Annotated in this window: 24 protein-coding genes and 2 pseudogenes; 15 read left to right on the plus strand and 11 right to left on the minus strand. The window is 38.3% G+C overall.

Annotated elements, in window-relative coordinates; genetic code table 11:
* The 3 genes and pseudogenes from AC1M9C_RS05980 to AC1M9C_RS05990 all read right to left on the minus strand — a co-directional run.
* On the minus strand, window positions 1-429 hold the full coding sequence (locus AC1M9C_RS05980) for a transposase family protein (protein WP_481953372.1): 429 nt from the start codon (window positions 427-429) through the stop codon (window positions 1-3).
* A gap of 209 nt (window positions 430-638) precedes the next feature.
* The gene (locus AC1M9C_RS05985; protein ID WP_481607689.1) at window positions 639-1,184 is read right to left on the minus strand and encodes a hypothetical protein; all 546 of its coding nucleotides are present in this window, start codon (window positions 1,182-1,184) and stop codon (window positions 639-641) included.
* A 5-nt stretch (window positions 1,185-1,189) separates the two neighbouring features.
* A pseudogene (locus AC1M9C_RS05990) lies at window positions 1,190-1,402 on the minus strand (AHH domain-containing protein); the annotation flags it as partial.
* A gap of 185 nt (window positions 1,403-1,587) precedes the next feature.
* Between AC1M9C_RS05990 and AC1M9C_RS05995 the strand changes: the two are divergent.
* Window positions 1,588-2,762: pseudogene (locus AC1M9C_RS05995) on the plus strand (IS3 family transposase).
* Between the two features lie 125 nt (window positions 2,763-2,887).
* Here the strand turns inward: AC1M9C_RS05995 and AC1M9C_RS06000 are convergent.
* Entirely contained in the window at window positions 2,888-3,667 is a 780-nt protein-coding gene (locus tag AC1M9C_RS06000) for a ferredoxin--NADP reductase (RefSeq protein WP_035267346.1), read from the minus strand.
* Window positions 3,668-3,772: 105 nt separating this feature from the next.
* Between AC1M9C_RS06000 and tsaA the strand changes: the two genes are divergently transcribed.
* The 5 genes from tsaA (at window position 3,773) to AC1M9C_RS06025 (ending at window position 9,013) form a co-directional block, all read left to right on the plus strand.
* The gene (gene tsaA / locus AC1M9C_RS06005; RefSeq protein WP_481607688.1) at window positions 3,773-4,492 is read left to right on the plus strand and encodes a tRNA (N6-threonylcarbamoyladenosine(37)-N6)-methyltransferase TrmO; all 720 of its coding nucleotides are present in this window, start codon (window positions 3,773-3,775) and stop codon (window positions 4,490-4,492) included.
* 128 nt (window positions 4,493-4,620) lie between these two features.
* The gene (tfpB, locus tag AC1M9C_RS06010; RefSeq protein ID WP_481607687.1) at window positions 4,621-6,378 is read left to right on the plus strand and encodes a type IV pilus assembly ATPase TfpB; all 1,758 of its coding nucleotides are present in this window, start codon (window positions 4,621-4,623) and stop codon (window positions 6,376-6,378) included.
* Between the two features lie 102 nt (window positions 6,379-6,480).
* A complete protein-coding gene (locus AC1M9C_RS06015) occupies window positions 6,481-6,858 on the plus strand; it encodes a NirD/YgiW/YdeI family stress tolerance protein (RefSeq protein ID WP_481607686.1) in 378 nt (125 codons plus the stop codon).
* A gap of 145 nt (window positions 6,859-7,003) precedes the next feature.
* Entirely contained in the window at window positions 7,004-7,669 is a 666-nt protein-coding gene (locus tag AC1M9C_RS06020) for a response regulator transcription factor (RefSeq protein ID WP_481591355.1), read from the plus strand.
* A 12-nt stretch (window positions 7,670-7,681) separates the two neighbouring features.
* The gene (locus AC1M9C_RS06025) at window positions 7,682-9,013 is read left to right on the plus strand and encodes a sensor histidine kinase (protein ID WP_481607685.1); all 1,332 of its coding nucleotides are present in this window, start codon (window positions 7,682-7,684) and stop codon (window positions 9,011-9,013) included.
* Between the two features lie 101 nt (window positions 9,014-9,114).
* Here AC1M9C_RS06025 and hemP read toward each other — a convergent pair whose 3' ends face one another.
* Entirely contained in the window at window positions 9,115-9,285 is a 171-nt protein-coding gene (gene hemP / locus AC1M9C_RS06030) for a hemin uptake protein HemP (protein WP_035267337.1), read from the minus strand.
* Window positions 9,286-9,421: 136 nt separating this feature from the next.
* On the opposite strand from hemP, the gene AC1M9C_RS06035 reads away from it, so the two are divergent.
* Entirely contained in the window at window positions 9,422-10,324 is a 903-nt protein-coding gene (locus AC1M9C_RS06035; protein WP_481607684.1) for a thiamine phosphate synthase, read from the plus strand.
* Window positions 10,325-10,354: 30 nt separating this feature from the next.
* Here the strand turns inward: AC1M9C_RS06035 and AC1M9C_RS06040 are convergent, their stop codons facing one another.
* Both AC1M9C_RS06040 and mrcB read right to left on the minus strand, forming a co-directional pair.
* Window positions 10,355-10,924: a tetratricopeptide repeat protein gene (locus tag AC1M9C_RS06040; RefSeq protein WP_481607683.1), complete on the minus strand. Its 570-nt coding sequence runs from the start codon at window positions 10,922-10,924 to the stop codon at window positions 10,355-10,357.
* A gap of 26 nt (window positions 10,925-10,950) precedes the next feature.
* Window positions 10,951-13,347, minus strand: a complete 2,397-nt coding sequence (gene mrcB, locus AC1M9C_RS06045; protein ID WP_092767169.1) for a penicillin-binding protein 1B — start codon at window positions 13,345-13,347, stop codon at window positions 10,951-10,953.
* Between the two features lie 227 nt (window positions 13,348-13,574).
* On the opposite strand from mrcB, the gene AC1M9C_RS06050 reads away from it, so the two are divergent.
* Entirely contained in the window at window positions 13,575-14,516 is a 942-nt protein-coding gene (locus AC1M9C_RS06050) for an NAD(+) kinase (protein ID WP_035267328.1), read from the plus strand.
* A 2-nt stretch (window positions 14,517-14,518) separates the two neighbouring features.
* Window positions 14,519-14,785, plus strand: a complete 267-nt coding sequence (locus AC1M9C_RS06055) for a YeaC family protein (RefSeq protein ID WP_035267325.1) — start codon at window positions 14,519-14,521, stop codon at window positions 14,783-14,785.
* Between the two features lie 50 nt (window positions 14,786-14,835).
* Here AC1M9C_RS06055 and AC1M9C_RS06060 read toward each other — a convergent pair whose 3' ends face one another.
* Window positions 14,836-15,837 (minus strand): glycosyl transferase family protein, encoded by a 1,002-nt coding sequence (locus tag AC1M9C_RS06060; protein ID WP_481953373.1) that lies wholly within the window; start codon window positions 15,835-15,837, stop codon window positions 14,836-14,838.
* Between the two features lie 211 nt (window positions 15,838-16,048).
* On the opposite strand from AC1M9C_RS06060, the gene AC1M9C_RS06065 reads away from it, so the two are divergent.
* The 4 genes from AC1M9C_RS06065 to AC1M9C_RS06080 all read left to right on the plus strand — a co-directional run bounded on the left by AC1M9C_RS06065 (window position 16,049) and on the right by AC1M9C_RS06080 (window position 21,334).
* Window positions 16,049-17,191, plus strand: coding sequence for an acyl-CoA dehydrogenase family protein (locus AC1M9C_RS06065; RefSeq protein WP_481953374.1), 1,143 nt, complete (start codon window positions 16,049-16,051; stop codon window positions 17,189-17,191).
* Window positions 17,192-17,472: 281 nt separating this feature from the next.
* Window positions 17,473-18,582 carry a prephenate dehydratase gene (gene pheA / locus AC1M9C_RS06070; RefSeq protein ID WP_035267321.1) on the plus strand — a complete coding sequence of 370 codons (1,110 nt, stop codon included), beginning with the start codon at window positions 17,473-17,475 and terminating at the stop codon, window positions 18,580-18,582.
* 19 nt (window positions 18,583-18,601) lie between these two features.
* Complete coding sequence (locus tag AC1M9C_RS06075) at window positions 18,602-20,848, plus strand: bifunctional prephenate dehydrogenase/3-phosphoshikimate 1-carboxyvinyltransferase (RefSeq protein WP_481953375.1); 2,247 nt, start codon at window positions 18,602-18,604, stop codon at window positions 20,846-20,848.
* 111 nt (window positions 20,849-20,959) lie between these two features.
* Complete coding sequence (locus AC1M9C_RS06080) at window positions 20,960-21,334, plus strand: hypothetical protein (protein WP_481953376.1); 375 nt, start codon at window positions 20,960-20,962, stop codon at window positions 21,332-21,334.
* Window positions 21,335-21,401: 67 nt separating this feature from the next.
* Here AC1M9C_RS06080 and AC1M9C_RS06085 read toward each other — a convergent pair whose 3' ends face one another.
* A complete protein-coding gene (locus AC1M9C_RS06085) occupies window positions 21,402-22,031 on the minus strand; it encodes an alpha/beta hydrolase (protein ID WP_035267316.1) in 630 nt (209 codons plus the stop codon).
* A gap of 123 nt (window positions 22,032-22,154) precedes the next feature.
* On the opposite strand from AC1M9C_RS06085, the gene yaaA reads away from it, so the two are divergent.
* On the plus strand, window positions 22,155-22,934 hold the full coding sequence (gene yaaA / locus AC1M9C_RS06090; protein WP_481586423.1) for a peroxide stress protein YaaA: 780 nt from the start codon (window positions 22,155-22,157) through the stop codon (window positions 22,932-22,934).
* 33 nt (window positions 22,935-22,967) lie between these two features.
* The gene (locus AC1M9C_RS06095) at window positions 22,968-23,597 is read left to right on the plus strand and encodes an HD domain-containing protein (protein ID WP_481586422.1); all 630 of its coding nucleotides are present in this window, start codon (window positions 22,968-22,970) and stop codon (window positions 23,595-23,597) included.
* Here AC1M9C_RS06095 and AC1M9C_RS06100 read toward each other — a convergent pair.
* Both AC1M9C_RS06100 and AC1M9C_RS06105 read right to left on the minus strand, forming a co-directional pair.
* Window positions 23,586-25,001, minus strand: a complete 1,416-nt coding sequence (locus tag AC1M9C_RS06100) for a cryptochrome/photolyase family protein (protein ID WP_481953377.1) — start codon at window positions 24,999-25,001, stop codon at window positions 23,586-23,588. The genes AC1M9C_RS06095 and AC1M9C_RS06100 overlap by 12 nt on opposite strands.
* A gap of 131 nt (window positions 25,002-25,132) precedes the next feature.
* Window positions 25,133-25,615 carry an FKBP-type peptidyl-prolyl cis-trans isomerase gene (locus tag AC1M9C_RS06105; RefSeq protein WP_092767151.1) on the minus strand — a complete coding sequence of 161 codons (483 nt, stop codon included), beginning with the start codon at window positions 25,613-25,615 and terminating at the stop codon, window positions 25,133-25,135.
* Window positions 25,616-25,687 lie beyond the last annotated feature (72 nt).

The following is a 25,687-nucleotide window of genomic DNA, read 5'->3' on the forward strand; positions in this document are numbered from 1 at the left end:
CTACTTTAAAAGTATGTGCCTTCTTCTTACCACCATAGCTTTTCTTCTGTTTTTTTTAGGTCTTTGTATTAGAATTTCTGTGGCATCTACGATCACCACATTCCAGTCGATACCTTCGCCTTCAGGCAAACTCTTGGGTAAATTAAATAGATTGGACTTGATCAGGCAATCCTCTACGTGGCGGACGATTCTTGAAGCAGTAGGCTCTGACACACCATAACTCGTTGCGACATGAAACAATGTTCGATATTCACGCCAATAACTTAAGCACAGAAGGATTTGATCTTCTACACTTAACTTAGATGGTCTACCTTTAGCAGGTACAAGCATATTTAGCTGTTCAGTCATTAAATCAAAGGTTGACCATGAGATGCCTGTATATCGCTTAAACTGTGTTTCAGAAAGCTTCTTTGAGTCGATGTATTTCATTCGCACATTATGCATGAATATTTAAAATTATTCGGTACAAATAGTCAGCAAGGGATAGATCGTTTTTTGATTTATGAAAGAGATCTATTTAAGAATTCAACTGCAGAGAAAAGTTATGTTTGAAAATATTGATATTGATGCTTTAAAGAAAAAAATAAATTAGCATCGTCCTCTCTCCCCCTGCAATGGTAAAAAATCTACAATATGTATCACATTATCAAAGCAATAGTTTTTTCTCCATACTCAATTTTTCTAGAAGTTCCAAAATAACGAAAAACAATTTGCTTCCTATTTAAGGCATTTAGAATAAAATTGGAAAGGGTACTATCACTTAATGCAAGACTAACACTGCCAAAAACCTCTTTACAATTTTCTAAATACCATTCTTCAAGCTCATTATCAGAGAACTTACCATAATCATGTTCAACAAAGGCATCAAATTTCTTTAGATACGATGTAAGACAAAGAGTGAAATAAGGATCAAGTCTTTCGGTCGCCCCTAAATCAGTAAAATCAATTGTTTTGTCAACAATTTTTTCTGGAAATAAATATAAATGCCCCGCATCAAACCAGAACTCAATCGCTATATAATCCCAATCAAGCAATGTGATTACTTGCGAGAATTCTTCGAAAAACATATGTATAGCTTTTTTACAATCAGAAGATAACTCATCACTGCCTTGATCCAACCTACCGACATGATCACTACTAAAAGTTAAAGAGTCATCATATTTCTCAATATCATATAATGCCATTACGCTTACTCCAGTCTTGTCCCTTTCTTATCCATATTTCTCAAAGTTACTCTCATTTCACGATTAAAGTTAACAAGGTACTTTGCTGCCTCTTCATTCGTCATATTTGGATAGGTACGATTTACGTTATTCAAATAATTTTCAATCCTTATACTGTAATATTGATGTGGCCCCCTATGATTTGATAATCGCACACCATTCTCTGCGCCGTTTATATTAAACCCACCCTTTGAAGATTTTTTGTACTAATGAATGGCTTTGTTGCACAAAGCTATTCTTAAGGGCTTCTTCAGCCATATAATTTTCAAATGAAGAAGCCTACACACGAAATCTACCGCATGTAGTGGTTTAATAAAGTTGGACACTAAATTAGGTGATAATGTATTCACCAAAGAGGTGCTCAATGAAAACAAGACGAACATTCACTCCAGAATTCAAATTAGAGGCAGCTAGCCTTGTGCTTGATCAAGGCTATTCAATTTCTCAAGCCTGTCGTGCTTTAGATGTTGGACAAACAGCATTAAAACGTTTGGTCGATCAACTTCAACTGGAACGTACAGGTCAAGCTCCAACAGCCACTGCTTTAACTCCCGAGCAAAGAGAAATACAGCAACTTAAAGCTCGTATTCATCAACTCGAACAGGAGAAGATTATTCTAAAAAAGGCTACAGCTCTCTTAATGTCAGACGAATTCAAACATATGTGTTGATCGATCAATTAAGAAAGCTAAGCTCTGTTAAATTATTATGTCACGCCTTTGGTGTACTTTGTTCAAGTTACTACCATTACTGTTCAAAAAGTAAAAGTTCGAATCCAGATCGCATCAAGCTTAAAGTGATGATCAAGAGTCTTTTTAGACAGAGTCGTTGCTCTCTCGGCAGTCGTGGAATTCGATCAATGCTACTGAATCAAGGTATTAGTGTTGGGCGCTATTTGGTACGTAAGTTGATGCGTGAATTGGGGCTTGTTTCCAAACAGCGTAAGAGGCACAAGTATCAAAGCAATGTTGATGATATTCCTGTTGCCCCAAATACATTAAATAGGCAATTTAAACCTGCTCAACCTAACCATGCTTGGAGCAGCGATATTACATATATTTGGACAGGTAAAACATGGGCTTACCTTGCTATCGTTCTTAATTTATATGCACGTTGAATCATTGGTTGGTCTATATCAGCAAAAGCAGATCAGCATTTAGTGATTAAGGCTTTAGATGAAGCATGGCATTGTAGAGGAAAGCCTGTTGGTGTCATCTTTCATTCTCTTGCGAAGCAATGCTTCTCAGGTAGCCAATATAAAAGTCATCTCGTTCGACAGAGGTTAGAGCATTATGACATGCGACAAAGTATGAGCCGAAAAGGTAACTGTTGGGATAATGCTCCAACAGAACGAATCTTCAGGAGCCTTAAGACTGAATGGATTCCTAAACTCGGATATCACTCAATTGAAGAAGCAAAGCTAGATATCGGTCTGTATCTGATGAAATATTACAATCAGATTCGACGACATCAATTTAATGATGGCATCAGCCCTTGTGAGGCTGAACAAAAACTTAAAACTATGTCCAATATTTGTTGACCTCTACACTGAATAAAGTTACTACAGAGTTAAATCAAGATAAAATCGATTTAAATAATAGGGTAAATATAACACTCAATAAAAAAACCGAGCAAAAAAGCTCGGTTTTTTTATTGTACGTAATTTTATTTTTCAACAAACGCACGTTCAATCACATAATCACCAAGAACACCCATACGTGGAGATTCTTTTAAGCCATGTTGGTCAAGAAGTGCAGCTACATCGTCAAGGAATGCAGGAGAACCACATAACATTGCACGGTCAGTTTCAGGATTAAAACGAGGTAAGCCGATTTTCTCGAAAAGAGCACCAGTTTCAATCGCAGTTGTAACACGACCTTGAGTATGGAAGTCTTCACGTGTAACTGTTGGGTAATAAATTAACTTTTCTTTCGCACCAAGTTCCCCAAAGAACTCATGGTTTGGAATTTCATTTTGAATAAGGTCTTGATACGCCAACTCTGAGATATAACGTGTACCGTGTACAACGATGATTTTCTCGAAACGCTCATAAGTTTCTGGATCACGGATAGTCGAAAGGAAAGGAGCTAAACCAGTACCTGATGATAAAAGATACAAGTTTTTACCAGGATTTAAATCATCAAGAACAAGTGTACCAGTCGGTTTTTTAGAAACTAAAATTTCATCACCAACTTTTACTTTTTGTAGGATTGATGTCAAAGGACCATCTGGAACTTTAATAGAGAAAAACTCAAGTTCTTCTTCATAGTTCGCGCTAGCAATCGAATATGCACGCATTAAAGGCTTGCCATTGACTTCTAAACCAATCATCACAAATTGACCATTTTTAAAACGCAATGCTGTATCGCGAGTCGTTTTAAAACTGAATAATGTGTCATTCCAGTGGTGTACGTGAGTAATCTTTTCGACGTTAAAAGCAGCCATTAAAGGTCTCAATAAATTATCAAATTAGAACAGCTTGCTATTCTAAACTAAAACCATTCTCGATAAACTGAATATATTTAATTGAGCTTATCAAAAAAAGTGATTATGAATGAGCTGACTTTACCTGTGATTGGTATAATGAGATCTCCCTACAAAGAAAAGTTTGGTATTCCACGTCAGCCAAATTTAGTAAATGTTGAAAGTTATATTGAACTATTGGCGCCATATAATGATGAATTGGCTTTTGAAGGTATACATGATTTCAGTCACTTATGGCTGATTTGGCAGTTTCACGATAATAAAAATCAGAATAATCAAAAATTTAAGCCACAAGTCAGACCACCACGTTTAGGTGGAAATAAAAAAATGGGGGTCTTTGCGACAAGAAGCATGTACCGTCCAGCACCTATCGGTATGTCAGTCGTACAATTCAAAAAACTTTTTAAAGAAGGTGATTCTTTGAGATTGTATGTGTCTGGCAGTGATTTACTAGATGGAACACCCGTTATCGATATCAAACCATATATTCAATATTCTGATGCCGTGGTTGAGGCGACGAGCGGTTATGCACAGGATAAGCCAATTCAAAAAAAAGTTGTTTGGTCAAAAACTGCTGAAACTCAGCGAAATCAACTGTTGGATCAACAATGTGTCGCTGAAAGTTTAATAAAGGAATTGGAACAAGTTTTGTCATTTGATCCAAGACCATCTTATCAAAATGATCCTGAGCGAATTTATGGGCTAAGTTTCGGCCTCTTAAATGTCAAATTTAAAGTGGATACTGAGGTTGAGATCGTTGCACTGGAACTTTGTGCAAACGAATAAATTGTTGGACTGATGTATTTAAAGCTGAATTTGATCTAATGAATTTAATTGTAAATTCTGAATAGGCTAAAGGCTAATGTTGAATAAAGAATTTGCTATAGTTGGGCTCAAGGAATGGGGCAATTTGAATGAATTTTAATTTTGAAATTGATACAACATGGTGTTTAGAACAACTACTAAAAGATGGTCGTATTTTAGAGCGAGATAAGTTGCTCATACAAACCCGACACCGCCAAAAAGATCAATTTAAATGGCATCCATTGCAGTGGATTGCTCATTTTGAATTGGTAGATCAAGTTCAACCTCAACATAAGTTAACATTGCAACGCTTATGTGAGTGGTTAGCATTAAAAACACAACTCCAATATTATGTGATCGACCCGCTTAAAGTAGATGTTGCAGCACTGACTCAGGTCATGTCACAAGAATATGCATTCAAAAATAAAATTCTTGCTGTGGAGGTGCATCCTGATCAGATCTTAATTGGTACAGATCAACCATTCTTGGATGATTGGGTTAAGAATTTAGAAAAGAGTTTAAGTCCTAAAAAAATTGTTAAGGTTTTACTGAATCCAGAGCAGTTACAACGTTACTTGATTGAATATTATCAAGTGAGCCGAGCAGTAAACTCTTCTCAATATTCAGGAGCTTACGACCGACAGAGCCGAGGTGTTGAATCCCTTTTACAATTGGGTGATAGTCAAAATCCTGATGCCAACGATCAGCACATCGTAAAATTAGTCGACTGGTTGCTTCAATTTGCCTTTGAACAGGGTGCGAGTGATATTCATCTTGAGCCTCGTGCGGAGAAAGGACGTGTTAGATTCCGTATCGATGGTGTGCTGCATACGATTTATAACATGCCTAGCAATACACTCACGGCAGTAATTTCTCGTATTAAAATTCTGGGTCGTATGAACGTTGCAGAAAAACGACGTCCTCAGGATGGGCGTTTAAAAACGCGTACACCTAAGGGTCAAGAAACTGAACTGCGTTTATCAACTCTGCCTACTGCAGCAGGCGAAAAAATGGTAATGCGAATTTTTGATCCTGAAGTATTAGTGAGGAGTTTCCAACAACTGGGTTTTGAAGGAAAACTGCTAGAACAATGGAATGCCATTACCAAAAATAGTCACGGCATCATTTTAGTGACAGGTCCAACTGGTTCAGGTAAAACCACAACCCTGTATTCATCAATGAAACAACTTGCGACTGAGCAATTAAATGTTTGTACGATTGAAGATCCTATCGAGATGATAGAGCCGAGCTTTAATCAGATGCAGGTAAACCCTGCAATTGATCTTCATTTTGCCGATGGTGTACGTGCCCTCATGCGCCAAGATCCAGACATTATCATGGTAGGGGAAATCCGAGACCAAGATACAGCGAATATGGCGATTCAAGCTGCGTTAACAGGTCATCTCGTACTTTCAACACTTCATACAAACGATGCACCTTCAAGCTTGACTCGTTTACATGATCTAGGGGTGCAGCCATTTTTAACAGCGGCAACAATCTTAGGGGTATTGGCGCAAAGGTTAGTCAGAAAATTATGTTCTCATTGTAAAGAAAAACGGGAAATTAATGCTCAAGAATGGGAACATCTGACCTATGGGTATTTAGTGAAGATGCCTGCTCAAGTGTATCATGCCAAAGGTTGTGAACATTGTCGTCACACAGGGTATAAGGGTCGGGTGGGTATATATGAGTTTATGCCTGTGTCTCTAGAAACAAAACAAAAAATCAGTGCTAATCTTAATTTAGATGAATTACGTGCTCACGCAAAAAAAGAAGGTGTAGAGCCGTTGCGTATTGCGGGTGCTCGAAAAGTCCTTGAAGGGGTAACGACATTAGAAGAGGTACTAAGAGTCGTACCACTAAGTTAATTGTCAAAGATTAATAAATATTCATATTTCTTAAGATTCGCTTCAGCTTTGTTTGTTTTAATAGCTTCATCGAAACAAACATCACATGAAAAGGTATAGAAAATGAAAGTTTTAAATCAAGCTTTAATCGCGACAGTTTTAGTCGGTGCAACTACATTTGCAATGGCTAATACGGCAGTGAACCAAAGTGCTGTTAATCATGCAGCCATTGCACCACAAGCAATTACGACTGTTAAAAATGCTTTAACTGCCAAAGATGATACCCCAGTGAAATTAAAAGGCTATATTGTTAAGGCAACTGGTGATGAAAAATATCAATTCCGCGATAGCACGGGTGTGATCACTGTGGATATTGATGATGAACTTTGGCAAGGTAAACCAATCTCTGCAAAAACACCTGTTGTATTAATTGGTGAAGTGGATATTGATTATAAGCCTGCTAAGCGTGTAGAAATTGATGTAGATCAAGTTCAATTTTAATGAGCTATCTACTGAATTGAGTATTTGATTTATGGCTTTTAAGTACTCAAACCAAAAAACCACATTCTCCAGAAATGTGGTTTTTTTATGCATCTTTTTTTGAAAAACTTTATAGTGAATGAATTGTGGCTTAGTGAAGAGAGACATGCGTATATTGTTAGCAGAAGATGATGTGTCACAAGCTGAAAGTATCAAAGCTTGGTTAGAAATGGATGGATATAGTGTTGATTGGGTCGAGCGTGGAGATCATGCGATATTAGCAATTGAGCAGCATCAATATGATTGTTTATTACTTGATCGTGGATTACCGAAAGCAACTGGTGATGACATTCTGACACATTTAAGAAAACACCAACACAATACACCAGTTATTTTTATTACAGCCCAAGACAGTATCCAAGATCGTGTTGGAGGACTTGATTTGGGGGCTAATGATTATCTAGTTAAACCATTCAGTTTAGATGAGCTCTCGGCGAGAGTGAGAGCACAATTACGTACTCAGCACAAAGGCACGTCTCAAATCCTAATGTATGGATCCGTGAGTTTGGACCCCCAAACCAAAGTTGTTAAATTGAATTCAGAAATTGTCAATCTCACAGCGAAAGAGTACCAAATTTTATATAAGTTGATGCAACATCCTGAACGTGTTGTGACACGTGAACAACTAGAAGAGTCCTTATATGCTTGGGGTGATGAAATCGAAAGTAATGCAGTTGAAGTTTTTATTTATCAGATTCGGAAAAAAATAGGCTCAACCATGATTAAAACGATTCGCGGATTAGGTTATAGAATGAATTTAGATCAGGCTTAAGGTAGAACAGCGTTGCATCAGCACCCTATTTCTTTACAAAATCGTCTTGTTAAGTCTTCAATGCTCAGTTCGATGTTGGCGGGCGTTATCGCATTAATTCTTTTATTGGTGATCTCGCTTTACCAAAACATGCAGACCCATGACAATATGATGGATGAAATCGCCGATTTGATTTTGGTCAGTGATATTTCAAGTCATGTGGGAAATGAGTTAGATGATTTAAGTGAACAATTTGATATCAAATATGAATTAAAGCTCGATGAACTTATTTTGATTGAATCCCAAGACCTTGCTTTCAATCAAATTGGTTCCAAGGTGTTTTTTCAGAATGATCACTTTGGTTTTGTTTGGCTAGAAGGACGATTATTTCGTTATTACAGTGAGCAAAGTGATCAGCAAATTCTAACTATGCTTCAACCCATGTCAGCGCGTGTTGATCAGTTATTCAAAAGTTTGCTGGGCTACGGTGGTGTTCTCATTATTTTATGGGGCATTCAATGGTTTATTCTACACTTTATTATACGACGTCAGTTTAGATCTATTCACCAACTTTCAAAATTAATTTCCCAAAAGACTGTTAAGGATTTATCACCGATTACACCTTCAAAACCAGAACTAAAAGAACTGCAACCTATTGTGAGTCAAATAAACCAAATGATGGAGCGTTTAGATCGGGCAATTACTGCGGAACAACGTTTTACAGCTGATGCATCCCATGAATTAAGGTCGCCACTTTCTGCGATTCAAATGCGGTTACAACTTTTAAAACGAAAATACCAGTCTGATCATGAGGATTTGTCACAAGACTTAGAGCAGATTCTAAAAGATGTGAGTAGGGGCTCAAATATTTTAGAAAATTTACTTTTGTTGGCTAGACTTGATCCGTCTTCAACGCAAGATGTACCGATACAGTCCATAGATTTAGACCGTTTGACGAAAGAGGTTTTACATTCAGTACAACCTTTGAGCCAAGAAAAAAATATTCAGTTTAAAACTGAGTTAGGAAATCATGCGATTAAGGCAAATCCTGAGTTAATGTTTAGCTGCATTCGAAATTTAGTCGATAATGCAATCCGCTATACGCCACAGAATGGAATCGTTGATATTTTAATCAAACAAAATAATAATGAAATTCTATTTGTGATTGAAAATGAAGGTCACGGCATTGAGCAAACAGTGATTGATCGGCTGGGAGAAAGATTTTATCGTCAGTTAGGCACACGTACAACGGGCTCAGGATTAGGATTATCAATTTGCCGTAAAATTGTCGAATTACATCAAGCCGAGATTGTATTTAAGAAATCAGAGTTAGGTGGTTTAAAAGTTGAAATAAAATTTCATTAAAACCGATTGTCTATAAAGTTGAAGAAATAAAATTAAAGAAGCAGTATGGGCTGATTCATACTGCTTAGTTCCACGATTATTATTATCAAATTTTAGAATTTTTATTTTGTCAAAATGAGTCGATTATTTCGTGTGAGACGAAGGCGATATTCTTCTCCTGCATGCATGATGCGAATTTCTCTGCCTAGAGCAAATAGATTATTTGAGTGAAGCATTGGTAATGCTTGGTGGTTTTCGTTATTACGTGTAAATAAGCTAAATGGTGCGTTCATTCCTTGGACTCCGTGGTATGTGGTGAACGATTTAAATGATAATCATTATCGAATAGAGCTGTCAACGATAATTTTTCTCATTTATAAAAAAACATAAAATGCTTACAATTAAGCACTCATTTTTTGAAAGAAAATCATGTCAAAAAAAACACTTAATGTTTCTATAGCGTTGTTATTCCACAAAAATCAAGTTCTTGTAGGATGGAGAGAAGTCTCTTTACATCAGGGGGATAAAGCTGAGTTTCCTGGAGGAAAAGTGGAGTTAGGTGAAACTCCTGAACAAGCTTGCAAGCGTGAAGTTCAAGAAGAGGTGGGAATTTTTCTAGATCATGTCTATTTATTCGATATTATTACGCATGAATATGAAGATCTAATCGTAAAATTACACATTTATCAGGCTTATGTTGATCAGTCTCTACTAGATCATATTCAAAGTCCTTGGACATGGCATGATCGTTCAGCACTAACCATTTTGAATTTTCCTAAAGCTAATGATGCCATTGTTAAACGACTACTCTGGCCGAATAAAATTGCAATAAAAAATATAGATCGTCTCGATACAATCATTGATCTTAATCGAGTTAGCTATTTGAGAACTAAAAATGCTTTAGATTTTGCGCTGCATCTCAACCAGAAGAATCAACTGGATCAGCTCATTATCAATCGTGATGTGTGGATAGGATTATCAGAATCAAATCAGAAAAAAGTATTTGCCGTACAATTTAAACATGATCAATTGATGCAATTAAATTCTGATTCATTTATGGAGGAATGGAAGGGCATTAAACGCATCGCATCCTGTCATGACCATTCTAGTGTCAGTCGAGCTGTAGCGTTAGGTTTTGATGCAATATTTTTAAGTCCAGTACTGTGTACAACATCGCATCCTCAGCAAGCACCCTTAGGTTGGACGCAGTTTGAATTGTTATCAAAAGATATACATATACCAGTTTATGCGCTAGGCGGTATGAAGCCTGAATTATTAGATCAGGCCATACAACATGGAGCTTATGGAATTGCTGGTATTCGTGCTTTTTAAAGGCATTAAAAAGTAAAACTCATGCTTAAATCAAAATTTCTTGATTTGGTTTTGTGCTTCTTGGATGAGTTTTTGATTTTTTTGGAGTTGACCTGATTTCAAAATAATTTGCCAAAGTTGTCGCTTCATCGTTGCTGTTTGAGCATAACTGAGACCTCGTTTTGCCAACGATTCAGCATTTTTTGCCTCATTTTTTTGATTGGCAATCATCGCGAGATACATATAGGTCTCTGCAGATTGAGGGGCAAGTCTTTGTGCTTGGAGTGCGGCTTTCTCAGCTTCACTCCATTTTGCTTGACGAAATGCATGATGGGTTTGTTGCATTAGATTTTTAAATGCGGGAAGTTGGCGGCCATCATCGAATTTTTGAGTTGAGCTTTTCTGTTCAGGAATAACAATTTGTAATTGTTCCCGTTTAATCTCGGGTCGATCATAAGGCGTAATTTTAATACCATCGGCATCTTTTTGAGATGGTGTTGTTTTAGTCTCAGGTTGTTTAGGTTTCTGAGACGGTTGTGAGTTTTGAGGGGAGGTTAAAGTTTGGCAACCGCCTAAGAGTAATATGCTGGCGAATAGTACGCTAAAATTCAGTTTTTTCATTAACCTTAACTCCTCCTAAACTTATTTTAAGGATTATAACTTCCACTCGAAAGTACTCGAGTGGCATTCGTATTTAAATCCCGTTCCATTTCTGTTTCGCTCTCACGAATATATTGGTCGATGCTGTCTTCTGCTGGAATTTCTTCTGCATTCGTTTCAGGAACGTAAGTCGGCTCTACTTGGTAGTGTGGTAAGCCACATGCTGTTGCGCGACGAGGAACAGTATATTTAAGTATCGGTACATAGAGCGCACCTTGACAACCTTGTGCTGAAAGCTCGCCGCTATTTGAGTCAATCCAATGCCATTGTACCTCATCAGGTTGACGTAAATTGACTGGTTTTTGCTTCAGTTGCTTCATTACGTTGGTCCACACGGGTAAAGCGCCAGATGAGCCCGTTAAGCCTGTGACTTTATTGTCATCTAATCCAAGCCAGACAACTGCCAAATGATTACCTGAATACCCCGCGAACCAAGAATCTCTTGTATCATTGGTCGTACCTGATTTACCCGCTAGATTTAGATTCGGAGCGAGGCCGTTATAAGCAGCACGTCCTGTACCTGCCGACATCACACGTTGTAATCCGTAATTTAAAATATAAGCAGCCGATGGGTCGATCGTTTGTTGAACATTTAAACTATAGCGATTAATGAGCTGACCATTGGTATCAACAACTGTTCGGATAGATTTTGTAGGATATTTAAACCCTCCAGTTGCAAAGTTGCCATAAATATTCATGATTTCCATAGGCGACATTTCAACAGCCCCTAAGAAAATCGATGGGTAATTTGGAATAGGTGAAGTCACGCCAAACTTCATTAAATGATTGGTAAATGAAGAAAGTCCAAATTCTTGTCCTAAGCGAACTGTAGATAGGTTATACGAATTGGCTAAAGCTTGAACCATTGGGACGTAACCATACGAAGTTCCGCTATAATTTTTGGGTGTCCAAGTCTGATTGCGATCGACTGGCACACTAATTGGCGAGTCTTCGATTGCCGTCGCCCAGTTATAACGACCAGATTCCAAAGCAGTTAGGAAAATAACAGGTTTTAATAATGAGCCTACCTGACGTTTTGCATCAACTGCGCGGTTAAAACCTGTGAAGTCAGATACTGAACCTACGGCTGCAATCAATTCACCATTTTCAGGGTGAGAAACTAATACCGCGCCTTGAAGCTCTTTCAAGCGTGCAGGATTGGTCTTAGACAGTCTTGATACTGAATCTGTAAATGATTTTTGTACTTTGATTTGTGCGATTGGATCTAATGTGGTGAAAATTCGAAGACCTTGTTTCGTTAAATCGCTTTCTTGGTATTCTGTTTTGAGTTGACGACGAACGATGTCTAGGAAATCAGGGAAGCGAGCTGGGCCTAAAGTCGGTTTTTTAATCACGTTTAAAGGTTTAGCTGACTCAGTTTCATATTGCTCTTCAGTCAAATATCCCATGACTAACATATTGTTTAGAACAACATTACGGCGTTTTAATGCACTTTCAGGATTTCTCCAAGGATTGTATAAGCTAGGACCTTGAACGAGTCCGACAAGGAAAGCCTGTTGCGCTATACTCAATTCTCTAAGTGGTAAACCAAAATAAAATTGAGACGCTAAACCATAGCCATTGATCGAGTAATTACCATTTTGTCCTAAATTAACTTCATTCAAATATGCTTCCAGAATTTCATCTTTGTCATAATGAAACTCAAGCAACAACGCCATAAAGGCTTCATTCACTTTACGTTTGATTGTACGTTCAGGGGTCAAATAAAAGTTTTTAACCAATTGCTGTGTGAGTGTAGAACCACCTTGACGCTTACCACCAGTAACGTTGCTTACAACTGCGCGTGCTGTACCACGAAACGAGACGCCGTGATGATGATAGAAGTTGCGGTCTTCAGTCGCAATAAGCGCTTGAATTAAAGGTTTAGGAACACGATTGAGTTTAATGAGAACACGGTCCTCGTTGTGTTGAGGGTAGATTCCCCCAACTAACATTGGTTCTAGACGGGCAATCCCCGTACTCGATGGTTTTGTTGCTTTAATCTCTGAAATTTGACTAGCGCCAAAACTGACTTGGAGGATTTGTTCTGGTTCTACACTATCACCAAAATCGAAACCACGCGTGTGGACATATATAGTATTGCCTTGAACCAAAAAATTACCTGGCTTGGTATAGTCTTCAGCGTTTTTATAACCCAACAGACCTAGCTCTTGAATGAAGTTTTGTTGCTCAACGGGTGCATTAGCATAAACTTCCAAGGGGCGTGCATATACTTTCGCTGGAATATCCCAACGATTGCCTTCAAATTTATCGCGAATAATATTATCTAAACGGATTAAATAAATACTAAAAGCCACAAATGCAGAAATCACCAGCACTGAGAAAATCAATGCAATTAAGCCAATACCACGTTCAAACTTCATAGATCAAAAAGCAAAACCCTGTTTTATTGCGCTCATCATGCGAAGCTTTTTTATAATTTGCAATAATTAAACTGTGAATTTATGCCTTTTTTAGATAAATGTAATGATTTATCTAATTCAATATTAAGGAGAAAATTAAGATTTTAAGTTGAGAAAATGTGAAATTATTCGTGAAATTCATAACATGAAACAGGCTTGAAATATGTAAGTCACAGAATGATGATGATATGATACTCAACAATTCATCTGGAGCCGTAGCATACGTGCAACTTTCAGCAAAGTCATTTCGTAATATTGGATTAATTGGACGACCAGATAAATCATCTGTGGTTGAGACTTTAAGTCTAATTCATGACCATTTGATTAGTTTAGGTTTGCATCCAGTTTTTGATTCAGAAACCGCTAAATTGGTCCCTTATAAAAATTCGCAAACGGTCAGTCGAGCTTTATTGGGCGAAGTTGCAGATTTGGTGATTGTCGTAGGTGGTGATGGTTCATTGCTTCAAGCGGCTAGATCTTTAGTGAAATACAATACTCCCGTCATCGGGGTAAACCGTGGGCGTTTAGGTTTCCTAACAGATATCAAACCGACAGAAGTTTTATTTAAATTAGATCAAGTCTTGAAAGGTGAGTTTCAGCTAGATCGCCGTTTTTTATTAGAAGTCGAAGTTCGTAGTAAAAATGAACTGATTTATGATGCAATAGCATTGAATGATGTGGTGCTGCATTCAGGTAAGTCAGTCCATATGATTGAGTTTGATCTTCATATTGATGGTCAATATGTTTATCGCCAACACAGTGATGGTTTGATTGTATCGACACCTACGGGTTCAACAGCATACGCACTTTCTGGTGGCGGTCCAATTTTGCACCCAAGTATGGATGCGATCGCGCTAGTGCCAATGCACCCGCATACGCTTTCTTCTCGTCCGATTGTGGTGGGTGGTCAAAGTGAAATTAAAATTCAAATTCGTAAGAATCGAGTGTTGCCAATGGTGAGTGCTGATGGGCAACACAGTGTTTCTTTAAATGAAGGTGATTGGTTGCATATTCGCAAACATCCTTTCAAACTTACTTTATTACATCCACCTGGATACGACTTTTATATGGCATGTCGTACCAAACTAGGATGGAATCAAGATTACGATTCATTTCATCAGCAGGACTAAACATGAATATTGAACAAATGTTATCAGTTTTGGATGCAGACATCGTTGCTCGTTTAAGAACTGCCGTTGAAATCGGTAAATGGCCAAACGGTGTAGCTTTAACTCAAGAGCAGCGTCAGATTTCAATGCAAGCAGTCATTGCTTGGGAAGCTAAAAATCTGCCAGAAACAGAAAGATCAGGCTATATTGATAAAGGTCATAAAGAGGAAGGTGATGAATGTGATTCACATGTTCCAGAGCCAGAATTTCAACCTATACGTTTTGTATAATCTTCTATGTTAAAAAAAGACACCTGATGGTGTCTTTTTTTAATCCGAATTTAAAATTGATGACGTGACTGCCAGTATTCTTCAGCCAAAGTCTGTGCTTGTGTAAATGTTTCAGCCACATTCATGGTGTAGAGTGCGATAGCCATAGTTTCAATAACAGCCACCTCTCCGTAAGTATGATGGGAATCACCTAACCATACGGCTTTGAAAGTATCTAAGTTCAACTCTTCTTCAATTGCTGAACGATCAGCTGTGAGTTTCGGAAGTTCAAGTTCATACAGTTCACCGTCTCGTATACCGCAAATTAAGGTTTTTGCATCTGGGTTACGTTCAAATTCACCGCCTTCACCTTTAATCACCGAACTGTTAACGTAACCTAATTTGGCAGCAGTCTGTTGATGAGAACTGCGATACGCTGGGTGAAATATCGCTTGCAAAGTGGCTTTGGCATTAAAGGGATTGATGAGTCGTGAAAGTGTATGAATGGGTGAGCGTAAGCCCATAATATTGCGTAATGCAATTAAATCACTCAAGGTAGGTGAAATGGCTTCGAGTGGTATATAGGCAAAGTTATGCTGATTAAGTTCTGATGCCACTTCGTTTTCATTTTGACAAATGGTATAACCTAAATACTCTAAAACTTGTTCTGTATATAATCGATTAATGGTATGTCCAGAAGCCCCATGCATTACAATACGATGACCATGTTTTGCTAAGGTTAACGCCGATAAGATAAACCACGGATAGTGTTTGCGTTTCCCCGCGTAAGAAGACCAGTCTAGGTCGACATCAATAGCTTCAAATTTAAGTTGATCACGAGTCGCTTGCACAAAGCCAGCCAGTTCATCCACAGATTCTTCTTTCACTCGTAAAAGCATTAAAAAAGCACCCAGCTGAACGTCTAATACCTCATTTTTTAAAATCATCTCAAATGCTTGATAGGCTTCTTCATAGGTCAGTGATCGCGCACCATTTTTTCCTTTGCCAAGAATACGAACAAATTGCGCAAATGGATGTTCAAAGTCTTTATATAAATTACGTTTTGTATTCATGATCAATGCAGTTGGATGTTCTTAATGACAGTGTAACGTGGAATGATGCTTGGAATAAAAGCTAAATATAAAACTTAATGACCAAGCATTATTTTTAGCTTTTGAGACTGACCAAATTGTATGAATTTTCAAGCGCTTTTGTCCATGACAACTGGAAAAAAACGGGATAGCATGAAAACTTATAAAAAAATGAAGTGTAAGGAACACAAGAATGTTGGCATATGATGCAGATTTAGAATTATTCCGTGATAATTTCAAACGTTTTATGAGTGAGCACGTTGCTCCTCATTATGAGCAGTGGGAACGTGAAGGAAAAATGCCACGTTCAGTGTGGAATGCACTTGGTGAAAATGGCTTCTTGTGCGTAGATGTTCCTGAAGAATATGGTGGTTATGGTGTTCCAACAGAATATTCTTTAATGTTGGTTGAAGAGTCGGCACGTGCAGGTTATAGCGCATTATCGACAGGTATTTCATGTCACTCAGAAATTGCAGCACCATATATTCTACACATCGCGAACGAAGAACAAAAAAAATACTGGTTGCCAAAAATGGTTTCTGGTGAAGTGGTGGGAGCAATTGGAATGACAGAGCCAGGTGCTGGTTCTGATTTACAAGCCATCCGTACGAATGCCATTTTGAATGGTGATCATTATGTTTTGAATGGCTCTAAAACCTTTATTTCAAATGGTCAGCATGCAGACTTGGTTGTGCTTGCCGTTAAAACAGATCCTCAGGCACGTGCTAAAGGCGTCTCACTTCTATTGGTTGATACTCATATAGAAGGGTTTAAAAAAGGCACAAATCTCGACAAAATCGGTTTGCATTCGCAAGATACTTCGGAACTCTTTTTTGACAATGTCAAAGTTCCAGCTGATCAGCTTTTAGGTCAAGCGGGTCAGGGATTTGCATATTTGATGCAAGAATTACCACGTGAACGTACAGCGATTGCTGCGACAGCATTAGGAGCAATTCGAGGTTCAATTGATGTGACAGTTCAATATGTCCAAGAACGTCAGGCTTTTGGTCAAAAAATTGGACAATTCCAAAATTCTCGTTTTGTTTTAGCACAAGCGAAAATCGATGAACTGGCTACAGCCGCTTTTTATAATCAAAACCTAGCATTGTATAAAGAAGGGAAATTGGATGTTGAAACAGCAGCTGCATTAAAAAGTTTCAGTACAGATATGCAAATGAAAGTGGCGGATAATCTACTGCAACTCTTTGGTGGCTATGGCTATATGACGGAATATCCTATTTCACGCTTCTTTGTGGATGCACGTATTCAACGAATCTACGGCGGAACCAACGAAATCATGAAAGAAATCGTAGCACGTGGCATGCTAGGACGTTAATTTTTATCCGTATTTACATCTCGCTTGAGGAATACAAGCGAGATGTATTCGAATGTGTTTTCAATTTTAAAACTTATAGAACGAACTGATTTAAAAAAAAAGATTAAAGCTATCCTATTCAATGTTCTTGTCTTTTTTCTAATTTATAGCGCGTATTGGATTGATGATTATTTCAACTGTATATTTTTAAGTCTTATTGCCATAAAGTTTGGTTGCTTAACATTTGAAAGCTAACTATTGTTATACTGTTTACATAACTGATTCTGTAAGGCGACATTACAATGATCAACGATGATCAAAACACGACGAATTCTTTAGACTTAGCTAAAATCCGCGAAGATATCGACTCAGTAGATCAACAACTCCAACAACTGATTAACCGTCGAGCACGACTTGCTGAAGCTGTAGCAAAAGCAAAATTTGCTTCTGAAGAAAATCCAATGTTTTATCGTCCTGAGCGTGAAGCACAAGTTTTGCGTAATGTGATGGAGCGTAATGAAGGTCCTTTATCTGACGTGACGATGGCGCGTTTGTTTAGAGAAATTATGTCTGCGTGCCTTGCTTTAGAAGCACCACAAAGCATTGCTTTCCTTGGTCCAGTAGGAACTTACACCCATTCGGCAGTACTGAAGCATTTTGGACATGATGCGGTTGTGCGCCCACTTCCTACAATTGATGAAGTGTTCCGTGAAGTCGAAGCAGGCAGTGCACATTATGGTTTAGTTCCTGTTGAGAACTCATCCGAAGGTGTGGTTAACCACACGCTTGATTGTTTTAAAGCGTCACATTTAAATGTGATTGGTGAAGTTGAATTACGTATTCATCATCAATTTTTGATTTCTTCAAATACGCGTAAAGACAGCATTAAACAAATCTATGCGCATCAACAAACTTTAGCTCAATGTCGTGGCTGGCTCGATGCTCATTATCCAGGTGTTGAACGTGTGGCTTTGAGTTCGAATGCTGAAGCTGCTCGCCGTATCCGTAATGAATGGCATTCTGCGGCAATCGCATCTGAAACAGCTGCGAGCTTATATGATTTAGAAATCTTACATAGCAATATTGAAGATAATCCAGAAAATACAACACGCTTCTTAGTTATTGGGCGTGAAAAAGTACCACAAAGTGGTAATGATAAAACTTCTTTATTGATCTCTGCACATGACCGTGCAGGTGCGTTATTAGAAATTTTAGCGCCGTTCGCTAAACATAACATTAGCTTGACCAGTATCGAAACAAGACCTGCTTTGCCTGAAAAATGGGCTTATGTATTCTTTATCGATTTAGAAGGGCATATCGAACAAGAGAACGTACGTGCGGCTGTCGAAGAAATTCGTCCATTAGTCAAAGAAATCCGTGTTCTTGGTTCATACCCAATTGCGGTACTTTAAAAAGAGTTGAAACTTAGATATGTCTCAACCTTTATTTAAAAAAGTTGCATTTATTGGGCTAGGATTGATTGGATCAAGTTTAGCACGTGTCATTCAAGCACATGGTCTTGCTGAAAATGTTGTGGCATCTACGCGATCTGTTCAAACGTTAGAAGATGCTAAAGCTTTAGGTTTGATTAGTGAAGGATATGCAGATGCCGAAGATGCAGTGGTTGATGCAGATTTAATCGTTCTTGCTTTACCTGTGAGAGCAACACAATCTGTATTAAATTCAATCAAATCTGTGATTACTCCTGATACCATTATTACAGATGTGGGTAGTACTAAAGGTAATGTGGTTGAGGCTGCAATTGCAGTTTTTGGTGAGCAGTTACCCGCCGGTTTTGTTCCAGGGCATCCAATAGCTGGTGCTGAACATACTGGTGTTCATGCAGGTAAAGTGGATTTATTTGCTAACCACAAAGTGATATTAACGCCGTTAGCAACAAGTGCTGAGTGGGCAGTGCAAAAACTGATTCAATTATGGCAAGCTGCTCAAGCTGAAGTGATTTGTATGGATGTGGAAAAGCATGATGAAGTGCTCGCGCATACGAGTCATTTACCACATTTAATGGCATTCAATTTGGTTGAGCAACTGGCAAATCGTGAAGATAATCTGGACATTTTCCGTTATGCAGCAGGTGGTTTCAGAGACTTTTCTCGCATTGCAGCGAGTGATCCACAAATGTGGCATGACATATTCTTTGCCAATAAAAAAGCGATTTTGAATGCTGTTGATGGCTTTGAGAACCAATTGGCTCATATTCGACAGCTCATTGAAAACGAAGATTCAAAAGCACTCATGGGATTGCTTGGACATGCTCAAGCAGCACGCCAACATTTTAACCATATGCTTGCCAAGAAACCTTTAATGGAGAACAAAACTGTGACACAGCAATTTACTATTCTGCCGGGTGCTAAATCATTTACTGGAAAATTTAGCGTGCCAGGTGACAAATCTGTGTCACACCGTTCAATCATGTTTGGTGCGATCGCTGAAGGTACAACACATGTTACTGGTTTCTTAGAAGGTGAAGATGCCTTAGCAACACTTCAAGCATTCCGTGATATGGGTGTAAATATTGAAGGTCCAAAAAATGGTGAAGTCACGATTCATGGTGTAGGAATGCATGGCCTTAAAGCTCCAGCAAGTGAGCTTTATATGGGTAACTCTGGGACTTCAATGCGTCTTCTGTCAGGGATGTTGTCAGCGCAAAAATTTGACTCAGTGATGACTGGTGATGCATCGCTGACCAAACGACCTATGGAGCGTATTGCAAAGCCACTCCGTGAAATGGGTGCTCAAATTCAAACAACAGGTGAACGTGGCACACCGCCAGTATCGATCACAGGTAATCAGCAACTTAAAGGTATTCATTACGATTTACCGATGGCTTCTGCACAAGTGAAGTCTGGAATTCTGCTCGCTGGTTTATGGGCAGACGGTGAAACGTCGGTGACTGAGCCAGAACCTACACGTGATCACTCAGAGCGTATGTTACGTGCATTTGGTTATGATGTGAAAACTGAAGGTAACCGTATTTCTTTACAAGGTGGTGGCAAGTTAGTGGGCACGAATATTCAAGTGCCTTCAGATATATCATCTGCTGCGTTCTTTATGGTGGGTGCTGCCATTACTGAAAATTCAGATGTAACACTTGAGGCAGTGGGTATTAACCCGACTCGTACGGGTGTGATCGAAATTTTGAAGCAAATGGGTGCTGACATTTCCGTCGAGAACGAACGAATTGCAGGTGGTGAACCGATTGCTGATATTCGAATTCGTGGTACTCGTACTTTGAAAGGCATTCACATGCCAGAAGATCAAGTACCTTTAGCGATTGATGAATTCCCAGCATTATTTATTGCTGCAGCTTGTGCTGAAGGTCAAACAGTCTTAACTGGTGCAGCTGAACTTCGTGTAAAAGAGTCTGATCGAATCCAAGTGATGGCTGATGGATTGAAAACGATGGGTGTTGATTGTACGCCTACGGATGATGGCATTATTATCGAAGGCAAAGGTAAGTCTGGTGACTGGTCTGCTATCTTTAGAGGTGGTGAAATTGAGTCACATCATGATCATCGTATTGCCATGAGTTTCTCCATTGCGGGTCTGCGTACTTCAGGCGAAATTAAAATTGTGGGAACTGAAACCGTTGCAACAAGTTTCCCAACATTTACTCAACTCACTGAACAAGCAGGTTTATCTATTCAAGTTAGTGAATGATACGACCAAAGATTTGTATATTTCTTTTCAAACAGCCAAGCAAAAGCTTGGCTGTTTTGTTTATATTGCTTATTCTAATTCCATATAATTAAAAAGCCTTTGGACGAGGAAATGAAAAAACTACAATTTTTAGTTGATCAAACGAAATATGCTAAGGCTCATTCAAGTCATTCTCATGATAATGCACAAACTTACGTTACAGCATTGTTATCTGAACAGTTGGTACAACATGGATTTCACACTCAAGCTACGAATCAGCATGAATTAGAAGTCAGTGTCTCTGATCACCCAATTGCTTTAGGGGTGAACTGTAATCAACCAGATGGCGAAGGACATTTTGTATGTGAAATAAGTGCGCATGCAGATGAGGAACAGGATTGGTTCCAAAAAATTGAGACGCAGAGTGTGATTAAACAACTTGCGCAAGCCGTAGAGCAGACATTAAGAGAAGACGAGTCTTTCCAATCGTTAGAGTGGAAATCCTAACAAGGGATAAAACAAACCCAATGTAAAGAATTTACACTGGGTTTTTCTGAAACACGTAATATTTATATTAAGCCGTCAGGAAGCGAGTGATCGCGACGCGAAGTTGCTTCAAATAACCTGTGAAGAAGTGATTAGCACCAGGTAGCACTGTAATAATATGGCGTTGAGGCTTTGCCCATTCAATTAAATCGGATAATAAAGTGACTTCATCTGCCTCACCATGAATAAACAGAATATCACCTTTAATTGCTGGAGTAACGTAGTGACGGATACCAGCAACTGTGGCTGTTGGTAAACCACATAGAATGACTTGTTCAGGTTGAATTTCTTGAGGTAGTGCATGATATGCCTTCGCCATAACGTGTGCACCAAAACTAAAGCCTCCAACGTAGAAAGGCAATGTAAGGTGTTTTGCACGTACTTGACGAATGACTTCTAAAATATCTTCTGTTTCACCAAATCCTTCATCGTGAACCCCTTCACTTTGACCTGATCCACGGAAACTTGGACGATAAACGATATAACCACGCTCAAGGAACATTTGAGCTAGCAGAGTGGGAACTTTGTGCTGAGGAGTACCACCTTGAAGCGGGTGAGGGTGACAAACGACCGCAAATCCTTTTACTTCAGACTGAGGATAATCTACAAAAACCTCAATTTTGCCAACAGGGCCTTGAATGAACATTTGTTCAGACATAAAAATACCGATTAACGTGCAGGAGAATCGTATATTTTAACGTCAATAATTAAAAAAAACACAATTGGAAATAAAATAAATCTACTGTTATAGTTTGATTAATTGTTTTTTGATCAGGTTTCTATGTTTGCCTTAATTTCTCCTGCTAAGACATTAGATTATGAATCTACACTTCCAACTGATGAACATACTTTACCAAGATTGCTTGACCACTCACAACAGCTTATAGACGTAAGTCGTAAATTGTCTGCTTCAGAAATCGCCAAATTAATGAGTGTAAGTGAAAAAATTGCGAATCTGAACGTGGAACGCTTTAGAGATTGGCAATCAGACTTTGATTTATCAAATTCACGCCAAGCAATATTTGCCTTTAAGGGCGATGTTTATACAGGTCTGGATGCGTATTCGCTTACGCAAGCTGATTTAGAATATGCTCAACGCCATTTAAGAATGCTATCAGGTCTCTATGGATTACTCCGACCACTGGATTTAATGATGCCTTATCGTTTAGAAATGGGCACGAAATTAACAAATCCACGAGGTCACAATCTTTATGAATTTTGGGGAGATGAAATTACCCACTTGATCAATCAAGACTTATCAGAAGCCAAAAGTGATTTATTGGTCAATATCGCATCCGATGAATATTATAAATCGGTGAAAGAAAGCAAAATTAAAGCTGAAATTATCAAGCCCGTATTTTTAGACCAGAAAAATGGAAAATATAAAGTAATAAGTTTCTATGCAAAAAAAGCGCGTGGATTGATGGCACGTTATATTATCGAAAATAAACCTAATACTGTGGATGATCTTAAATCATTCAATACGGATGGCTATTATTTCGATGCTGAAAGTTCTTTGAAAGGTGAGCTCGTATTTAAACGTGATGAGCAGGCTGCTTGAAAATAAATAGGCGGTAGCGGGGCAAGGTGTCTGATGATTGATTCATATTTAAAACAGTTGAGAAGATACTGGGCCGCTACTGCACAACAGCTTGAACTATCCTCAGAGGATTCCATATCTATTCTTGATAGATTAGAAGTTCATTACAGTGAGCCTCATCGGCATTATCATACAGTGCAGCATATCGTTGAATGTATGGATCACTTACAATTGGTTCTACCAAATTTAAAAGATCCTTTATCAGTCTCTATAACTCTTTGGTTTCATGATGTCATATATGAGCCTAAGGCACACGATAATGAACAACAAAGTGCTGATATGATGCTGAACATCATATCTCCCCACATGGAGATGAGGAGATGTGAGAAAATTTATCAGTGGATATTAGCGACCAAAGAGCATCGTGCTTCAGTTGATTCAGACCTTAACTATTTACTTGATATTGATCTTGCAATTCTCGGTTCAAACGCTAAACGTTTTGAAGAATATCAGCAGCAAATTCATCAAGAATTCAGTTGGGTACCCTCTGAAATTTATACATTAAAACGAAATGAAGTTCTTAATAGCTTTTATCAAATGGAATCCATTTATAAAACAGCATATTTTCATGACACTTTAGAAAATCAAGCCAAACAAAATTTAGAACGAGCATTAGTTAGCTGATTTGAAAGCAGCTAATGCGCGCTGTCGACTCATCTTTAAATCAATAATAGGTTTTGGATAATTGAGTTTAAGATTCGGATTTTTAGCATAAGGCTCATGAATGATTTTCGCATCAAGATGAGCTAATTCAGGTACCCATTTGCGAATATAATCACCTTGACTATCAAATTTTTGTGATTGACTAATGGGGTTAAAAATACGGAAATAAGGTACAGCATCTGTACCTGTTGAAGCACACCATTGCCAGCCACCATTATTTGCCGCTAAATCTCCATCAATCAAATGTTGCATAAACCATTGTTCGCCTTTACGCCAGTCGATGAGCAAATTCTTACTAAGGAACATGGCGACAATCATTCTGACACGATTGTGCATCCAACCTGTTTGAAGCATTTGACGGATTCCAGCGTCCACAATTGGAATACCCGTTTGTCCAAATTTCCAAGCATTTAATTCATCGGGTGCATCACGCCATGGCACATTAGACGTATTTAAATTGAATGGTTGATATTTCGATAATCTTGGAAAATCAAATAGGATGTGTTGATAAAATTCTCGCCATAATAACTCATCTAACCAAGTTTGTTGACCATCAGAGTAGAGATGAAAATTGCCGTTTGAGCGACTAAAAATTGCAGCCAAACATTGTCGAATCGAAATAATTCCTAGATTTAAATACGGTGATAATTGACTGGTTGCATCAATGTTTGGAAAGTCGCGTTGTTGTTTGTACGTCTCTAAATTCTCGTCAACAAATTTCTCGAGCATTTGTAGTGCAAATGACTCTCCAACAGGCCATTGATATTTAATCTGAGCATCAGGATAAAAATCATGTATCGATGGAATTTTGGAAGTATGAAAGCGTTGTATAAGCTCATGAGGCTGTACTTTCGGTACAGCGAGTGGTTGAGGAACAGAGATATTCAAGATTTCATAGCATGCACGTTTATAAGCACCAAAAACTTGATAAGGCTGGCGACTCTTATTGCGAATTGATCCAAGTGGGAAAATTGTGCGGTCATGATAATACTCGACAGTCACTTGATGCGATTCTAATAAGGTCTGGACTTGCGCATCACGATGTAACTCATTCACGCCGATTTCAATGTTGGCGTGTATCGCAGTAATTTGATATTTATTTGCGAAAGTTAATAATCTAGCTGGTACATCGTCCCATTGGGTAACGATTTCCACCACAAGTGGGATATTGAATTGCTTTAACTCACTTTCAAGTGATTTAAGTTGGCGAAGATAAAAGTCAATTTTAATCACTGCATCATCATGCAATTTCCATTGTTGAGGCGAAAGTATCACCACCGCACAAGTATTCCCATGCCGGTTTGCCTCCATTAACGCCGTGTTATCCCTAACTCTTAAATCCTGACGAAACCAAATGAGATTCATATGATTAATATCCAAATATCCTCAGGAAATTATAAGAATTTGAATCATTTAAATCGTTAAGCATTGTAATTTTTTGCATAAAAAAAAGGCGAAGCAGAAGCTTCACCTTTTTGTCCTAAAATCCGTAGATCTTAGTGGTGGTGACCACCTACACCGTGAACGTGACCGTGATCTAACTCTTCTTGAGTTGCTTCACGGATTTCAACGATTTCAACATCAAATGTTAAGTCTTGACCAGCAAGCGGGAAGTTAGCATCAACGATTACGTTTTCGCCTTCAACCGCTTTAACAGTCACAATTTGAACGCCATCATCAGTTTGCGCTTGGAATTGCATACCAGCTTCGATGTTGTCTACGCCTTGGAACATTTGTTTAGGTACTTCTTGAACTAAATCAGTGTTGTACTCACCATAAGCTTCAGCAGCAGGAATCGTTACTGTAAATTTGTCACCAGTCGTTTTACCTAACATTGCTTTTTCTAAGCCAGGGATAATGTTGCCAGCGCCTTGCAAATATGCAAGTGGTTCACCTTGAGATTGATCGAGAGTTTCACCCTCTGCATTAGTCAATTTATAGTTAAATAAAACCACAAGGTCATTTGCAATAACTGTCATGTTAATGATCCATTCAAATATTTTAAGGGTACATCATAAAGTGAAAACCAATTTTTGTAGACAATTTTCTAA

Source organism: Acinetobacter sp. 24-47-39 (assembly GCF_056783825.1).

What these genes read in the sequence shown, in the direction of transcription:
- AC1M9C_RS05980 (WP_481953372.1), bottom strand. Translation starts at nt 429, where the DNA reads ATGAAATACATCGACTCAAAGAAGCTTTCTGAAACACAGTTTAAGCGA.
- AC1M9C_RS05985 (WP_481607689.1), bottom strand. Translation starts at nt 1,184, where the DNA reads ATGGCATTATATGATATTGAGAAATATGATGACTCTTTAACTTTTAGT.
- AC1M9C_RS06000 (WP_035267346.1), bottom strand. Translation starts at nt 3,667, where the DNA reads ATGGCTGCTTTTAACGTCGAAAAGATTACTCACGTACACCACTGGAAT.
- tsaA (WP_481607688.1), top strand. Translation starts at nt 3,773, where the DNA reads ATGAATGAGCTGACTTTACCTGTGATTGGTATAATGAGATCTCCCTAC.
- tfpB (WP_481607687.1), top strand. Translation starts at nt 4,621, where the DNA reads ATGAATTTTAATTTTGAAATTGATACAACATGGTGTTTAGAACAACTA.
- AC1M9C_RS06015 (WP_481607686.1), top strand. Translation starts at nt 6,481, where the DNA reads ATGAAAGTTTTAAATCAAGCTTTAATCGCGACAGTTTTAGTCGGTGCA.
- AC1M9C_RS06020 (WP_481591355.1), top strand. Translation starts at nt 7,004, where the DNA reads ATGCGTATATTGTTAGCAGAAGATGATGTGTCACAAGCTGAAAGTATC.
- hemP (WP_035267337.1), bottom strand. Translation starts at nt 9,285, where the DNA reads ATGAACGCACCATTTAGCTTATTTACACGTAATAACGAAAACCACCAA.
- AC1M9C_RS06035 (WP_481607684.1), top strand. Translation starts at nt 9,422, where the DNA reads ATGTCAAAAAAAACACTTAATGTTTCTATAGCGTTGTTATTCCACAAA.
- AC1M9C_RS06040 (WP_481607683.1), bottom strand. Translation starts at nt 10,924, where the DNA reads ATGAAAAAACTGAATTTTAGCGTACTATTCGCCAGCATATTACTCTTA.
- mrcB (WP_092767169.1), bottom strand. Translation starts at nt 13,347, where the DNA reads ATGAAGTTTGAACGTGGTATTGGCTTAATTGCATTGATTTTCTCAGTG.
- AC1M9C_RS06050 (WP_035267328.1), top strand. Translation starts at nt 13,575, where the DNA reads ATGATACTCAACAATTCATCTGGAGCCGTAGCATACGTGCAACTTTCA.
- AC1M9C_RS06055 (WP_035267325.1), top strand. Translation starts at nt 14,519, where the DNA reads ATGAATATTGAACAAATGTTATCAGTTTTGGATGCAGACATCGTTGCT.
- AC1M9C_RS06060 (WP_481953373.1), bottom strand. Translation starts at nt 15,837, where the DNA reads ATGAATACAAAACGTAATTTATATAAAGACTTTGAACATCCATTTGCG.
- AC1M9C_RS06065 (WP_481953374.1), top strand. Translation starts at nt 16,049, where the DNA reads ATGTTGGCATATGATGCAGATTTAGAATTATTCCGTGATAATTTCAAA.
- pheA (WP_035267321.1), top strand. Translation starts at nt 17,473, where the DNA reads ATGATCAACGATGATCAAAACACGACGAATTCTTTAGACTTAGCTAAA.
- AC1M9C_RS06075 (WP_481953375.1), top strand. Translation starts at nt 18,602, where the DNA reads ATGTCTCAACCTTTATTTAAAAAAGTTGCATTTATTGGGCTAGGATTG.
- AC1M9C_RS06080 (WP_481953376.1), top strand. Translation starts at nt 20,960, where the DNA reads ATGAAAAAACTACAATTTTTAGTTGATCAAACGAAATATGCTAAGGCT.
- AC1M9C_RS06085 (WP_035267316.1), bottom strand. Translation starts at nt 22,031, where the DNA reads ATGTCTGAACAAATGTTCATTCAAGGCCCTGTTGGCAAAATTGAGGTT.
- yaaA (WP_481586423.1), top strand. Translation starts at nt 22,155, where the DNA reads ATGTTTGCCTTAATTTCTCCTGCTAAGACATTAGATTATGAATCTACA.
- AC1M9C_RS06095 (WP_481586422.1), top strand. Translation starts at nt 22,968, where the DNA reads ATGATTGATTCATATTTAAAACAGTTGAGAAGATACTGGGCCGCTACT.
- AC1M9C_RS06100 (WP_481953377.1), bottom strand. Translation starts at nt 25,001, where the DNA reads ATGAATCTCATTTGGTTTCGTCAGGATTTAAGAGTTAGGGATAACACG.
- AC1M9C_RS06105 (WP_092767151.1), bottom strand. Translation starts at nt 25,615, where the DNA reads ATGACAGTTATTGCAAATGACCTTGTGGTTTTATTTAACTATAAATTG.